General features: G+C 42.5%; 25 protein-coding genes and 1 pseudogene. 2 read left to right on the top strand and 24 right to left on the bottom strand.

What is annotated here, in order from left to right; all coding sequences use genetic code 11:
* The 24 genes and pseudogenes from JCM10914_RS25790 to JCM10914_RS25700 all read right to left on the bottom strand — a co-directional run bounded on the left by JCM10914_RS25790 (position 1) and on the right by JCM10914_RS25700 (position 11237).
* Positions 1 to 249 carry a hypothetical protein gene (locus JCM10914_RS25790; RefSeq protein WP_023966540.1) on the bottom strand — a complete coding sequence of 83 codons (249 nt, stop codon included), beginning with the start codon at positions 247 to 249 and terminating at the stop codon, positions 1 to 3.
* 2 nt (positions 250 to 251) lie between these two features.
* Positions 252 to 500, bottom strand: coding sequence for a hypothetical protein (locus JCM10914_RS25785; RefSeq protein ID WP_023966538.1), 249 nt, complete (start codon positions 498 to 500; stop codon positions 252 to 254).
* A gap of 3 nt (positions 501 to 503) precedes the next feature.
* Positions 504 to 1109, bottom strand: a complete 606-nt coding sequence (locus JCM10914_RS25780) for a hypothetical protein (protein ID WP_023966536.1) — start codon at positions 1107 to 1109, stop codon at positions 504 to 506.
* Positions 1110 to 1138: 29 nt separating this feature from the next.
* Positions 1139 to 1348, bottom strand: a complete 210-nt coding sequence (locus JCM10914_RS25775; RefSeq protein ID WP_023966534.1) for a hypothetical protein — start codon at positions 1346 to 1348, stop codon at positions 1139 to 1141.
* Positions 1349 to 1369: 21 nt separating this feature from the next.
* The gene (locus JCM10914_RS25770; protein ID WP_023966532.1) at positions 1370 to 1771 is read right to left on the bottom strand and encodes a hypothetical protein; all 402 of its coding nucleotides are present in this window, start codon (positions 1769 to 1771) and stop codon (positions 1370 to 1372) included.
* A gap of 70 nt (positions 1772 to 1841) precedes the next feature.
* Positions 1842 to 2333, bottom strand: coding sequence for a hypothetical protein (locus tag JCM10914_RS25765; protein WP_052019927.1), 492 nt, complete (start codon positions 2331 to 2333; stop codon positions 1842 to 1844).
* A gap of 105 nt (positions 2334 to 2438) precedes the next feature.
* Positions 2439 to 2813 (bottom strand): RusA family crossover junction endodeoxyribonuclease, encoded by a 375-nt coding sequence (locus JCM10914_RS25760; RefSeq protein WP_036720152.1) that lies wholly within the window; start codon positions 2811 to 2813, stop codon positions 2439 to 2441.
* Positions 2810 to 2950 carry a hypothetical protein gene (locus tag JCM10914_RS29440; RefSeq protein ID WP_158442483.1) on the bottom strand — a complete coding sequence of 47 codons (141 nt, stop codon included), beginning with the start codon at positions 2948 to 2950 and terminating at the stop codon, positions 2810 to 2812. The genes JCM10914_RS25760 and JCM10914_RS29440 overlap by 4 nt, the downstream gene beginning before the upstream one ends.
* Positions 2951 to 3169: 219 nt before the next feature.
* Positions 3170 to 3322: a hypothetical protein gene (locus JCM10914_RS29090; RefSeq protein ID WP_156332333.1), complete on the bottom strand. Its 153-nt coding sequence runs from the start codon at positions 3320 to 3322 to the stop codon at positions 3170 to 3172.
* Between the two features lie 4 nt (positions 3323 to 3326).
* The gene (locus JCM10914_RS25750; protein WP_158442482.1) at positions 3327 to 4001 is read right to left on the bottom strand and encodes an ATP-binding protein; all 675 of its coding nucleotides are present in this window, start codon (positions 3999 to 4001) and stop codon (positions 3327 to 3329) included.
* 106 nt (positions 4002 to 4107) lie between these two features.
* A complete protein-coding gene (locus JCM10914_RS29435; RefSeq protein ID WP_023966524.1) occupies positions 4108 to 4953 on the bottom strand; it encodes a hypothetical protein in 846 nt (281 codons plus the stop codon).
* A gap of 12 nt (positions 4954 to 4965) precedes the next feature.
* Positions 4966 to 5370 carry a hypothetical protein gene (locus JCM10914_RS25740; RefSeq protein ID WP_023966522.1) on the bottom strand — a complete coding sequence of 135 codons (405 nt, stop codon included), beginning with the start codon at positions 5368 to 5370 and terminating at the stop codon, positions 4966 to 4968.
* A gap of 11 nt (positions 5371 to 5381) precedes the next feature.
* A complete protein-coding gene (ssb, locus tag JCM10914_RS25735; protein ID WP_023966520.1) occupies positions 5382 to 5786 on the bottom strand; it encodes a single-stranded DNA-binding protein in 405 nt (134 codons plus the stop codon).
* A 12-nt stretch (positions 5787 to 5798) separates the two neighbouring features.
* Positions 5799 to 5945 (bottom strand): PD-(D/E)XK nuclease-like domain-containing protein, encoded by a 147-nt coding sequence (locus JCM10914_RS31550; RefSeq protein WP_148300263.1) that lies wholly within the window; start codon positions 5943 to 5945, stop codon positions 5799 to 5801.
* Positions 5926 to 6621, bottom strand: coding sequence for a PD-(D/E)XK nuclease-like domain-containing protein (locus JCM10914_RS25730; RefSeq protein WP_023966518.1), 696 nt, complete (start codon positions 6619 to 6621; stop codon positions 5926 to 5928). Before JCM10914_RS25730 ends, JCM10914_RS31550 begins: the two co-directional genes overlap by 20 nt.
* The gene (locus JCM10914_RS25725; RefSeq protein ID WP_036720176.1) at positions 6596 to 7351 is read right to left on the bottom strand and encodes a RecT family recombinase; all 756 of its coding nucleotides are present in this window, start codon (positions 7349 to 7351) and stop codon (positions 6596 to 6598) included. The genes JCM10914_RS25730 and JCM10914_RS25725 overlap by 26 nt, the downstream gene beginning before the upstream one ends.
* Positions 7352 to 7360: 9 nt before the next feature.
* Positions 7361 to 8989, bottom strand: a complete 1629-nt coding sequence (locus tag JCM10914_RS25720) for a chromosome segregation protein (protein WP_023966514.1) — start codon at positions 8987 to 8989, stop codon at positions 7361 to 7363.
* A gap of 60 nt (positions 8990 to 9049) precedes the next feature.
* Positions 9050 to 9238: a hypothetical protein gene (locus tag JCM10914_RS25715; RefSeq protein WP_036720150.1), complete on the bottom strand. Its 189-nt coding sequence runs from the start codon at positions 9236 to 9238 to the stop codon at positions 9050 to 9052.
* 193 nt (positions 9239 to 9431) lie between these two features.
* Positions 9432 to 9596 (bottom strand): hypothetical protein, encoded by a 165-nt coding sequence (locus JCM10914_RS29075; protein WP_023966510.1) that lies wholly within the window; start codon positions 9594 to 9596, stop codon positions 9432 to 9434.
* Positions 9593 to 9871, bottom strand: a complete 279-nt coding sequence (locus JCM10914_RS25710) for a hypothetical protein (RefSeq protein ID WP_023966508.1) — start codon at positions 9869 to 9871, stop codon at positions 9593 to 9595. The genes JCM10914_RS29075 and JCM10914_RS25710 overlap by 4 nt, the downstream gene beginning before the upstream one ends.
* Positions 9872 to 9895: 24 nt before the next feature.
* Positions 9896 to 10606, bottom strand: a pseudogene (locus tag JCM10914_RS25705) (Rha family transcriptional regulator); the annotation flags it as partial.
* A gap of 34 nt (positions 10607 to 10640) precedes the next feature.
* Positions 10641 to 10817: a helix-turn-helix domain-containing protein gene (locus JCM10914_RS28650; RefSeq protein ID WP_081739899.1), complete on the bottom strand. Its 177-nt coding sequence runs from the start codon at positions 10815 to 10817 to the stop codon at positions 10641 to 10643.
* Positions 10818 to 10833: 16 nt separating this feature from the next.
* Positions 10834 to 11004 carry a hypothetical protein gene (locus tag JCM10914_RS29070; protein ID WP_156332332.1) on the bottom strand — a complete coding sequence of 57 codons (171 nt, stop codon included), beginning with the start codon at positions 11002 to 11004 and terminating at the stop codon, positions 10834 to 10836.
* Between the two features lie 29 nt (positions 11005 to 11033).
* Positions 11034 to 11237, bottom strand: a complete 204-nt coding sequence (locus JCM10914_RS25700; RefSeq protein ID WP_036720143.1) for a helix-turn-helix transcriptional regulator — start codon at positions 11235 to 11237, stop codon at positions 11034 to 11036.
* 188 nt (positions 11238 to 11425) lie between these two features.
* On the opposite strand from JCM10914_RS25700, the gene JCM10914_RS25695 reads away from it, so the two are divergent.
* Entirely contained in the window at positions 11426 to 12136 is a 711-nt protein-coding gene (locus JCM10914_RS25695; protein WP_023966504.1) for a LexA family transcriptional regulator, read from the top strand.
* 20 nt (positions 12137 to 12156) lie between these two features.
* Complete coding sequence (locus tag JCM10914_RS25690) at positions 12157 to 13317, top strand: site-specific integrase (RefSeq protein ID WP_023966502.1); 1161 nt, start codon at positions 12157 to 12159, stop codon at positions 13315 to 13317.
* Positions 13318 to 13452: the final 135 nt, after the last annotated feature.

Raw genomic sequence — 13452 nt, 5'->3', positions numbered from 1 at the left:
TTATAGGGCTTCCCTAGCGGTCATGTGTTCGTGATACTGTAGCAACCAATATTGTGGCTCATATCTGAGTTCAGCTCCTGTATCCAATCCGTTGCCGATAATCCGGTTCGCCCATTCCAGTGCTTTATCTCTGCGTTCGATCTCTTGTAATAGGAACTTGAGGTTATCAAGATGTTGGAATTTGTATCCTTCTTCTTCACAAAGTTCAACATAGGCTTTTATCTCGTCTATCTTGTTCTGTTCGCTCATTGTTATCTCTCCTTATGAGATGAAATTGGTCTAATAATGTATCCATCCTCTTCAAAACTGCTGAAATATTCGCTTACACTAACTTCATCAAGCTTTCCGTTAGCACCAGCAGACGGCTCCCAAATTGACACCTTGTTCCCATCCGTATGCACGGAAAAGTTTAATAACGAGGCATTTCTCAAAAAGATAAACACTTCATCTTGAGACATCACGAACATTTCATCATCGTTAGTCGCGTATATGCCGTACATTGGTTATCTCTCCTTAATAGATTCCAATTGTTTAAGATAGGAATCGAAGCTTTTAATGATACGATCTTTGGCCTCTCGTACAGCCTTCTTATAACTTTCTCTGAACGAGACTCGAATGCCGCTCAATACGCAGGATACACACCAACCAGCGCCGTTATGGTAAATGAAAAATTGATGACCTCTGTATTCAAAGGCTTTTTCCCCGATAACATCACGTGTTATTCCATTAATCATTTGTACTTTGAAAACCTCGGGGTCCCTCAATCGGCGGATTGGTAGGCCTGCTTTTGGCTTTCGCGGCTTCCGCGGCTGCACTCGCTTACGGCTTCTGTAGTCCGCGTTCAACCGCCGAATATCAATTCCCCACTTTTCTTCAAACTCACGTTCCGATTCAGCAAAGTGCCGGTTCCACTCCTTCCCAAAATCAAGCTTGCTCCAGTAGTCAAACCGGTCGTACCACCAAGGCCGGAAAACAGTGAGGTATTGACGGTCAAAATACTGTGCTGCTATATCAGAAGCTTTGGAAACATAGAAGAACGGAATCTCACATCCTGTTTGCTGCCCTTCGGAAACACGCTTCATTATTTTTTTCATCAGACGATTTTTCATGTTATCTCTCCTTATATGGGGTATGGGGGTTAAGCCTGCTTGTAGGTAATGAACACTGAATCTCTGGCGTATTGAGTTTGCTGTTGATAGCTTCCACGTACCATCATGACTGTCGTGAAGTCCATCTGTATAATTTGAAAGGTTGGGTTTTTGATTAAAAAATTTGAGATACGAAGGTCAAGGTCATTTTCTATCGTCTTGATTTGCTTCACAAAGATTTCATTCGCTTTTCCGATCATCCGCTATCGCTCCTTTGGGGGTTAATTTTGACGTTCCAAATCGCCGTTCTTAGCTTGCCTGAAACTGTTTTTCATTCGCCCAGGTGATCTGAATACGTAAACGTTGTTCTCCATTCCCTCAAACAGCATTCGCATCGATTCGTTATCGGCGCTTAATCCGTACCATGCCAAGAAACTTTTAGCCTGTGAGCAATAACCCCGAGCGTCAAAGGTGAAAGGCACAACGCTTTTATCATCACAGGTTTTTGAAATGCCTAATCTACGGTCAGATTCGTCATAGAACAAAAACAGGTCGTCATTCCCTTTTAGCGCAAGTTCCTTCTGAAGATTTGCGTTTAAGCAAATGCGGTTTGATTTATCAATCGTTATGAATAGGTCATCCATCCGTTTATCTATCCTGCTGATTGCTTTTAATGCTCCCATTTGAATCCTCCCTTGTGAAAGTCCTTTACATGATATAGGGACAAAAATTTCTGGATTTGGGACATGGATCTTAATTTAATTCGTCTGATTGACGCATCAGTTCTTGAACAATCTTAGGTTCCGGCGCATATTTCTCAGCCCATCCCTCAGGCTTTACGATCTTTCCTTGCTCGTTAAATCTCGGCTTTCCGTCTTCGTGCAATTTGCCCATGTTGGCAGCGTGTACGATATTGAAGAATGGTTCCGGTTTAACTCCCATCAGAGTAAATGTGCCGATTGCAAAGTAAATCAGATCTGTCAATGCGTCCACTTGATCTTCCAAGGTTTCTGCTTCCATGAACTCAATTAGTTCTTCTAGCATCCAGGAAGATCGTTTCACTACATCACTTGAAATTTGCTTTGCTTTCATTTCTCTACAATGCTTGTTGAGCAAAAAAGTGTAATCTTGCATTACCAACCTGTCATAAGCTGTTCGACCTTTGTTCAACATGGTGGGGCGTTCTGGCATTTCCTGAGCGAAAGCCGTGTGAAACTCTCTTACTTGCTCGTATTGAACGTTCATATTTACCTCCATAATTTGTATTTGATGGAACACCAGTTTGGTTTATAGGGTGTAACGGGGTACGGAATAATGCCAACTCACGTCAATTTGACGATGGTTGCTGCCTTATCCAGCCACTTCGAATTCTATTTCAATCCTTGGATTCTTCCGGTCAATTTCGTAATCCATGATCTGCGGCAATGCTAGTTTGTCATCCTCGTATATGCATCCGTCTTCTAAGGCGTCTAGGAGCGCTTTTAAGGTGTTATGCGTATCGCGCCTCCTAGCATCCGGGAAATAGTACCAAAGCCGTACAATGACCTTCTCATTAGCTGTAGACCACCTATATTTATTTCGCCATACGTTGGTGTGTAAAACCGCTTCGTCAAACCATGCTCGGGCTTTAGGTTTTAGTACCTTCATCATGCGGCGACCAACTTTTGCATTCTGATACATGTGGTTTACGCTGGGTGCTGTACCTGGAATGATTAAACGGTTCATTTCGCTTTCCCCCTGTCCTTGTGGTCAAGCACATAGCGTTTACCCCGTATTAGCAGAACTGTTGGTGTTCCATTCTTTACCTTTGCAACCTTAGCTGCTGGTCGGTATGGCTGGCCTTTCTCGAATTTTTTTCTCATGTAAGCCCCGCCTCCCACTTGGTTTGATTTTCTTTTCAGTTTCCCGTCTCTCTGCAATCTGATCAATCATGTCCGTAATCTTGACTCTCATGTAATTCTTTCGATACTCTGCTGGGACCCCGAAGCAAGATGCCTCTTCACTCAATTTCGATAACATAGAATCAGCTTTCATCAAGCATTCAAAGATCGGGAATTCCAGCGAACCGAAGATGTCATCCATTACGTATTCATAATTCTTTTTCCTACGGGCCATTGTGCATTCACTCCTAACCGCTTGATGATTTCTTTAGCTGCATGCACCCGGCAATCTATATCAAGTTCACAGTTCATGATGATTTCGATTAATTCAGTGTCTTGCTTGTTCTCCATCACTTTGTCATCCTCCACTCATTCGTTTTATAGCATCCTCCCGGCGCTTCGAGGTTGCTGTGTTTTCGTATATATCCGTACATCCTAGGATGCGGTCGAACAGCCGCCCATCTTCGTCTACAATCTTTCCTTGCTTATCTCTCAGGAGCCAATTTTCCAACCGTTCAAGATCAAGGTTTGAAGTGAAGTTAGTTATTTTCCCTTGCCGGCCGTTAAGGATCGGGAACAGAATATCTTTATACTCAAACTCAGTAATGCTCCCAGCTCCCAATTCATCCAGCGTCAGAAGGTCGCAAGATACTGCTCCTGAAACGATGTCTGTAATGGCTATTTTTGAATCATTCTTGAACGTTCCTTTTGCCATTTCTATGAGCTGCGGTACATCCAAAAAGAGACATACAAACCCTTGTCTGTTTAGTTCGTGATGTATCGATGCAGCTAGATGACTTTTCCCGTTACCAGGAGGCCCGTAGAAGAGGATTCCCGTCTCTCTGGTCTCGTAAGTCCTGACGAACTCTAAAGCGGCTGAGAGGGCTGTTTCCGTCCCTGTACGGGCTATGAAACTATCAAAGGATGCTTGCTTAAGTTTTTCGTTCATGATACTACGGGAAAATATCCGCTCCATCTTCCCGCGTCTAAATCTCCGTTCTGTCTCCAGTTGGGCCTTTTCGCTCTCTGCCACTACACATGGACAGCCTTTGTTCAAGCCCCATTGCTTTTTGAAAGGGAAATAAGTGCGAGTTATTTCTTTTCTACAGCCAATACAGCAATATGTTCCTTCGTGTTGATCATCTGCGAACAAACTGGTCGTACTTCGAAGGTGTCTTTTGATCTCCTCGATCTTGTGGTCCTCCTCCAACTTCTGAAGCATTCCTTGGATCGGCGACCTGTTTACCGTTCGTGCTGGAATGGTTGGAGCCGTTCGCACTGTATTGACCAGCAGTTGTTTGTCCTCTGGAGAAAGGTTCAGATCGTTTATGTTCACGCTGCTCCTCCTCTTCCACTCGTTTTACAACCCAGTTTAGAATCGCTCTATAATCACTAGCGTATTTCTTGTTATTCGCTCCTTTGTAGTTATCAAGGATCTCAATCATTCGTTTTGTTTTCTCTTCCCCGTGTTCTGCTGTTAATTTGTCGTATTCGATTTGAGTGAGAGAAACGAATTCAGCAAATTTAATTTTGGGTATTGTATCTTTTTTATTTTTGTTATTTACATTGTTCTTGTTATTTACATTATTGTTTGTGTTCACTTGTTGTTCAGTTGTTGTTCGCTTGTTGTTCACTTGTTGTTCATCTTGCTGTTCACTATCTTGGTACTCAGACCATGAAACCACCGTCACTAAGCGGTTTTTGTTGCCGTTTTGTTGTTCAATCTGTTGTTCACTTTCGAACGATTTTAGTATCCGTTGTACCTTGCTTTCTGAAATATTCAATTTCTCCGCTATTGATTTTCTACCAGTGATTAATTGCCCTGGTTGAAGCATTATTTTGTTACCGGAGAAAAGGGCCGGATACTCTGAATGTGTAGCATTTAGCAGCAAGTAAACCCACACCGCCATATGATCACTGTCTTTGCACACTATCGGATTATCCAGCATCTTACGGTGTATACTTATCCAACCTTTCCCGGCCATCTCACCACCTGCTTATTTCGCTTTATCTCGTAATTCCATTAAGATGTGTGAAGTATCATTGCCTTGCTTCTTTGTCATCAAGTAGTCCAGTAGCAGCGGCATCCATGTGCGCTTGCTGGAATGTACTAGAGTGTGCATTTCGTTAGAAAGCAGCACACAGTTCCAGACTTCGTATTTGCCATTACCGCCACCCATGCCGCTATACACTACCCGGTGAAGATGGAGTCCAGGACCGGGCTTACCGCTAAGTAAGCACCAGTTACCATCCCGTTTTTTGACTTCTTCCCGAACCTGTTCTTTTGTCAGCTCACCAGCGTCTTTAGGCTTCCTCTTGCGCTGTGAGGTTTTAATCTTGTTTCGCCGTTCCTTAGTCTTCTTCTCTGACTTAGGAACCGGGTGAAATCCATAATCAATCATGTGACCACCCCCTAGAAAGGAAGAGCATCGTCTGGTATGTCAATTGGTTTTCCGTCTTCACTGAATGGGTCACCTTTGTTTGTATTTGGCTGGCTGCTGGACTGTCCGTTATCGCGGTTCGATTCTAGGAAGCGGACGTTATCAGCAATACAATCATTGGTGTATACCGTTCTACCTTCACTCTCATAACGCCCCGTTTGCCACCTTCCCTCTATGGCGACTAATCTTCCCTTCCTCAGATGTTCGGCGCATGCTTCAGCAGTCTTTCTGAATGTGACAATTTGAATGAAGTCTGCTTCTTCTCCACCACGCCGATCACAAGCTACAGTGAATTTGGTAACGGCTGTTCCGCTTTGCCCGTACCTGAGTTCAGGATCACGTGTCAGGCGCCCCACTAATACCACACGGTTTATCAATTTAATTCCTCCTTAATACAAGCTCAGTTCTGATACTAATTTCACTCGTGTAATTTTTTTTGTCGATTTACAATAATCGCAACGTTCGCAGCGTATTGGTTTAGCAAGTCCTGATTTAACCGCCTTAACTCGTTCAATGTTATTGGCTACAATATTCAACTCGGGTTATATCGTTATAGTCAAAATAGATGATTTCATGGTCTGGAACGGTTTCTTTTGTGACGATAACCATGTGAGGTAGAAGCCATTCAGCACCAGAAGAATGTCGTTTTTCAATTTCCGCATAAACGCCCATTTGAATGTCATATCCGTAATGTTCAATGAAATTTTCGTAGGCTTGAGCCTCTTTATTCCACCATTTCCCGTCAATGGACTTAAGCCCCTTGAGATCCGCGAACACCCCAACCTCGACTTGGTAACTATCAATCATTATTTTCCATGGGATATCGTGAAACATTGCGGTCATAATGACTTCTTTTCGACCGGCTAATACATCCATTACCATTGGGTCATTCTCAAGCACTTCAATGAGTTTGTTCAGATGCTTAAAGTTGGCTTTGAGTTGTCCTTTTGTTGCTCCCTGACTACTGTAGATATCAGGGTGATTTGCCTTAAATTCTGAAAGAGTGCCTTCATTCCAAGCGTGAAGGTAATGACCTTCGTCAAAGGCTCCCTTGGGAGCGTCTTCCCACTCTCCGGCGAGTTTAGCCATGGATTGGGCTTCACACCCCCCATAGGAGGGGAGAAAGCCCTTGAACTGGCTGACAGACATGTATTGCCTGTTAGCTTCTAACGAGAAGTAATTTTCTTTATTGAGTCTCAGTAATTCCGTCATTGGACAACACCTCACTTTCCTCAACTTCTGGAGGATTGAACGGGCTACGCTTTTTAGGTTGTTGTTCTCGGTCGAACTCAAAACTGCTACCAGCTTCATATGCCAAGGATTGCTCTGCATCAAAATCTATTTCAATTGTTTTGCAAAGTCGTCTAAGCACAGTTCGTTTATACATTTCTCCTTGGCTCTTCTCCCATGTGTCACTACCGGGGTTTTTACCGTAGTGTTCTCGTATGCTTTCAATCTCTTCAGCTGGCATGGTCTCATAGACCATGCCGCCATCAGTGAATAACGCTACTGCAAACGAACCGGTAATTTTGCTGTTGTTAAAGGCACGAGGGTTGAAGTGAATAAGAGGCTTGCCACCGCTAATCTCTTCCCTGAAGTCATCTCCTTCACGGACGTTCTTCGCGTAAATATCAAGAATAGGACGGACGCTATATTTCTTAACAAGCGTCATCTCTCCCTTGTAATCCGTCTGGAAGCGCAGTGCGCTTCCTTCTGTGATGACATGGCATTCCTTTGCGAGGAAATCCAATCCAAGAACAGCTCCCTTGAATAAAACCGAGGCTACTTCTTCTGCATCGTACTTCTGAAGATCCTTATAGTCTTTTACGTAAGCCCTGCAATTTTCGCTGAAACGAGTCTTCTTGAATCCTGATGGTAGTGCATCATGCTTAGCATCTAGCTCCCGATCCAGTGCGTCTTGTATTTTTGTCACATAGTCCATTGTCACGGATTATCCCTCCACCACTTCGAGATTCAAATCTTGACCGTCAACTGTTTCCAAAACAAAATATTGATAGTCGTCCTGTTTAGATGTTTCGATGATTTCACGCTGTCTGCTGCCGAGATTTTGCCAGCCATCAACACAGATGACTTTGAGTGGTCCTGCTTGAGCTTTGGCAAGTTTAAAAGCAAACCCTAGAGCTTCTCCCTCAGACAGACCATCAATCAATGTGCCATCAATTCTGATGCGTCCCTGCTCATCTACAGACAGACCTTCCACCGGCAGTGAAGCGGTTTTAAGTAATTCCATTGGTAATTCTCTAGCCGTTTTGATCTTGGAAGTAAGCTCTGCACTTCGTTCCTCTTTCGGTGTCAATTTCTCGCGAATGATATCGTTCATCCGTTCCCACTCTCGAAGGTATTCTTTCATACTTGCAGCCTCATCAGCAGCTTGCTTCAACGGCTCAGGATCGGCCCATACAATAGTGTCAATGACTTGCTGGGCATTCCCTGACTTTTCGTTCTCTGATGCTATGAGATTAGTTTCATGGTCTGCAATCTTCTCCAAGTCCTTCCGCTCATGTTCGTCAATATTCATCAGTGAAGACTTTTTCTCTGCCACCTGTTCCTTGTACTCTGCTATAAACACACGGGATTGTTCCACTTCTTGGTGGATATCTTCACGGGCTGTTTGCTTCTTCGCTTGATACTGCAATTTCAATCTTTCGATTGCTTGTTCCAGCTCATTATCAAGACGTGAATTAGTTTCCAGAATGCGCCGATCCACGTCATCGATTTTCGCTTGTTCCTGCTGCATGTTTTCTTCCAAACGTTTAATTGTGTCATTAAAGGAATCACGCTGCCGCTGATAGTCCAACTTCTTCTCCATAGAAGCGTTGGCAGATCGTTGTTGGATATCCTTAATCCGAATAGATAGACCCTCTATGAGTGCTTGAGCTTCTTGTAAACGTTTATTTGATTCCTCAGCATTGGACAACTTTTTATATAGCTCTTGAAGGTTAACTTCTTTCCATTCAACTCCGTTGTAATTAGCTGGCAAGTCGCGTTTAATTCCTTCGATATTGGCCCGAAGCAAGTTGATTTCACGGTTAATACTTTCACGTTCAGCATAATATACGGTCTCGATTTGCTTGAGGATTTGAAGTATGTGTAACTGATAATCTGCCTCAGGCACTTCACCAAACCAAGCCTTGATATCATCCACGGACCACTCGATTTGCAGCATGTTAAGGATGATTTCTGTTTGCTCTTTTGCGGTCTTTTGGACAAATTCAATCGGTCGGAAGATATCGCCGTTAATAAGCCGCCGTAAGAAAGCTTCAGTACTGTTGACAGCCATGCTTTCATGCTTCACTTTGAGGTAATCAGCCTTTTCAGTTCGAACCTTCCGTAGAGTTTGGAGTCCGTCATCCAACTCCACGAAAAGCTCTGCCTCTTCTTGATCGTGACGAACTACCTCAGTTCGGCGGTTCTTATTGGTAAACACCTTTTCCAATGCCTCTACAAGACTCGTTTTTCCGCTACCTGAATCACCTGAAACTTTATTGAACTTGCCAGGAGCAAAGAACAATTCTTTGATTCCAAGCCAGTTCTTTATCTCAATTTTTTTGATGTGCATATTTACAACCTCCGAATAATCTGATATGTTTTCCGTAACAATTTTTTTATAAGTTATTATCTAACGTCCCTGGTTGCCGCCGGGGGCGTTTTTCATTTCACGCTTATACGTGAGATACTGCCGATAATGAAATTCAGTAGGAAACGAAAACATGGGCTTTTTGCCTGTCGGCACTACGATGCTTCCCCCGGCTTTACTCATGGCCGTCTGATCCGCTAAATTCTCGCTGAATTTTATTCGTATCGTCATCCTCCAACCACCTCACTTCCACGTATCCTCTACATTCGACCGCATCCAGCATGCAAGTTGTGCAATGCGGCTGGTCATAGACAATGTACTTCGCTTCTTTATTGCAACCTTCACACTTCATGGCTGTCACCACGCATGTACAAAACTATCGGGAACCAAATGTTAAACAGTAGCCATGCGGTTAGTAAATAGATCATGACTCGCTTTCCTTGCGGCGCAACTCTTCTTCCAACTCAACAATTGCGTTATCAATCCAATCTGACCCGGCATCCATCAAGCATGCTTCACCCTTCATCTTCTCAAGCTCACGAAGCCTGATAGTTGCGGCACACCGTTGTTTCAAGCGACTATCTGTCATTTCCATTCTCCCTTCTGGATAGAAGACTCTTCCTTCACATATTCGATTGATCCACATATTGCGTGTAACCATTCCGTATCCCCGGCCGTATAAGCAACCATGGACAAGTTACTAAGTTCATCCAACGTTCTAACAATCTCAAGATTTTGCAGTAAGTAAGGTTCAAGCACTCGAAGCGTTACTTCATCAATGATCAACTTTCCGTTACGATCTAAATTCAAGAATGTTATTTCAGCTAAACGGCGATGGCTAGTATGGATAGCTAGGTCTTTCATGTGACCACTCTCCATTCATGCGTTTTAAACTAAAGTGCCAATCGATAATTCCTTTACAATCGTTGTATAGATTTCTTTGAGCATTTTGTCAGATTCGATAATGTCTAGCTTGTTCGCATCAGCTATCCGGGTTTTTGTTGCTCCTGAATCAGACAATCGTTTTCTCAAGTTCTCTAACCGCGTTTCTAACTTGCAGTTGGTGCGGTCCTTCAAGATTTGATAGCTCATATTCCGCACTTCCTTATGATCCATATCAGAGCTACGGGCCGCCCCGTTCAAAAGACCATTGATCTTCTGCCGCCAATTGTCATCACGCTGTAAGAACGTTTCTTTGATGGTTGTGAGTTGGCTTTCCGTTTGTTGCTGGCGTTGTTCAATCTGCAACTGACGGTGCTCCATAGCGATCAGGAGTTGAAGCTGAGGGCTTAGTCCGGTTAGATCAAGTGATTGTGACTTTTCCATTTCATCAAATTTAGTTACATAAGTGGCAGTAAACAGCACACCTTTTTCTCCGGTCATCTTGTTGGCTACCATATCGCAACCTTTGCGGGTTAAGTCATACCCCCTCAACGTTCTTCCGGTACCATCTTGATACGTTGATGCTTCGAAAAAATCACTCACCCCAATTTTGGGGTCAGTAGAATTCATGAGGATCTCACAGTACCCATCGATATCACGTAGAAGATGGTCATGTCTCTTTCCAGTCATTAGAGCTATCCCCCGGCTATCAGCGACTAGCTCCCGTTTTTGTTCTTAATAGTTAATTGATTCATTTCATACCTCCTACCTCAAGGTTCGCAATCCAACTTTCCAAAGTATCCACTCTAAAGAAGATTTTCTGACCGATCCGAAAGTGTGGTATTTGTTTTTTTCTCACTAGTTCATAAACAGTGCTGGTTGATACCTTTAATTTCCCAGCAGTTTCAGCAACCGTAAGTGTCGTCATTTGGCTTCCCTCCTTTTCATCCGTCTAAAGCAGCACATATAGCTGATACGGCTACTGAAGTTTTGATGCCTACTTCTCCTGCAAGGAACTCCGCTTTTTTAATCGGATCTGCACGAATCCCATAACGTAATTTAGAAAGTAGAATTAGCTTCTGGCCGACGGTTTTTAATCTATCCTCATTACTCACAAGTTCACCCCGCCATTATTTTGTGTTGTTTACCCAACATCGTTGGTAAAAAAAATTTCCCTCGGGTCCTTATTAAAGAAGTTAGCTACTCTCAATACCACTACACCACTAACTTCCCCGCCTCTTTCCAAATGCGAAACAGTACTTCTTGAAACACGTAGTTCCTTGGCTAATTGCTCTTGGGTTAGATCATATTCTTTACTACGTCTCAGAAACTTGATGTTGTTCTGCACATATATCCTCCTTTCCTCTGCCCTAATTCATTTACACCTCACATACTACTCCTATAGTTTTGTGTTGTCAACAACAATTAAAAACTTTATTTCAGTATTTTTGTGTTGTTTACTTTACTTTTTGTTGGATATACTATACAATGAGTCATGTCGATATTGTTGGTATATAGAGGAAGCGAGGGTTTTTGATGAATGAGTTGGGACAGTACCTAGAGGGTATCAGAAAACAGAAAAAAATTTCACTTCGAGATGCAGCAGAAAAGAGCGGTGTATCTTACTCATATATTCGAGACATTGAATTAGGCATCAATCGCAAGACCAAAAAGGAAGTCACTCCTTCTCCTTCAGCTCTCAAAAAAATTGCAGACGCTTATGACATCAATTACTACGAAGTATTAGAAAAAGCTGGAATCATTGATGAAACTTCAGACACGCTGTTGAAAGAAACAAATGAAAAGCTGGATGCCTTGCTAAAGGAATCTAGCATTGATAATCCATGGGGCACCATTCCGCTGGTCGGAACAATTTGTGCTGGTGACGGACTTATTGCAAGTTCGAATGTCGAAGACTTCGTTGTTTACCCAATGCTAAACAAGAAGAAACCTGACTACGCTCTTAGAGTTCAAGGTGACAGCATGAACCAAGTCGGTATTGAAAGCGGTGATATCGTTTATCTAAGAGCGAGTAACTGGGTTGAACGAAACGGTCAGATTGCAGCAGTTATTGTTAATGGTGAGGAAGGGACTCTTAAGCGTGTGTATTGGGAAGCTGAGAGAAACGTTATTAGATTGGTGCCAGAAAACTCTAAGTACAGAACAATAGAGGTTTTCCCTAATGAGGTCCATATATGTGGAGTATACGCCGGTCATTTTAAGCCAGAGTTTCAAATGGATCTTTAATAATTGAGGAGGTATCTCCTATGGCTTCGGCACGAAAACGAGGAAAAGAATCCTACTTATTGACTGTTGAATTAGGTTACGACTCGTTAGGTAAGAGAATCAAAAGAACAAAAACAGTAAAAGCAAAAAACAAAAAGGAAGCTGATTTAGAACTAGCCAAATTTATTGTTGAGGTTGAGTCTGGTGAGTTTATCTCTCCTGAAAAAATGTCATTTGAAGCATTTGTTGAAGAATGGAAAACTAAGTATGCCAATAAGCATCTAGAGTTAAAGTCTATAGAAAATTATGTGACCCACCTCAATAACCGAATTATCCCACATTTCAAAGATGTACAGATAAGCAAGATAAAAACAATGCATATCATTCGATTCTTAGATTCAGTTAATACCAGACTGGATGGAAAAGATGGAAGTGTCTCCTCTGCTACTACGGTCTACATTTACAGAGTATTACGGAGCGTATTTCTTAGGGCCGTTGAATGGAATGTTATTAAAGACAATCCAATGAAAGGCGTCAAGAAGCCAAAGGAAAAGCCAGTGAAAGATATTCAAGTGTATGACGAGGAAGATGTAAGGAAACTTTTTAAGGCGTTGGAACAAGAACCATTCATATTCAAAATGCTTATAACATTGGCGGTATCAACAGGTATGCGGCGAGGTGAATTAATTGCACTTGAGTGGAAACACATTAATTTAGAAGAAGGTACACTTCAGGTAGTGCAATCAATATCAATCGAAGACGGTGGTAAGCCAGTAATTAAAGAACCAAAAACAAAGAACTCAATCAGAACCATCTCCTTACCGACATCAACTATAGAAATGATGAAACAGTACAGAAGATTTTACCTTCAGGATAAGCTTAAAAGAATGGATCGCTGGACTGAGAAAGAACATGAATTTGTATTCCCTAACAGTAGTGGCGGTCCATTGTACTTCAATCGACCCACGAAATGGTGGATAGAATTTCTTGATTACAATGGACTTAAGAAAATACGATTCCACGATCTCAGACACACATCTGCAACATTATTAATCAATAAAGGGGTTCATGCTAAAATTATATCGGAAAGGCTAGGCCATGCAGATATTACCACCACCATGAATGTGTATGGTCACGCTCTACAAGAAGCAGATAAAATAGCCGCCGAGAAGCTGGATAGTCTATTCACGTTCTCCGGGTAGTGTAGACCATTTGTAGACCAAATGTATACCAAAGGATAATAAACACCATCAAAACATCACAATAAAGCATAAATCAATTGCAATAATACTTAACGTTTACCAACAGATAGCATCACGAGATAACGTTGCACCCTC

Source organism: Paenibacillus sp. JCM 10914 (assembly GCF_001315105.1).
In the GTDB taxonomy this organism is placed as follows: domain Bacteria; phylum Bacillota; class Bacilli; order Paenibacillales; family Paenibacillaceae; genus Paenibacillus_AQ.
The sequence above is the reverse complement of the archived record's forward strand: the minus strand, read 5'-3'. Positions and strand labels throughout refer to the sequence as shown.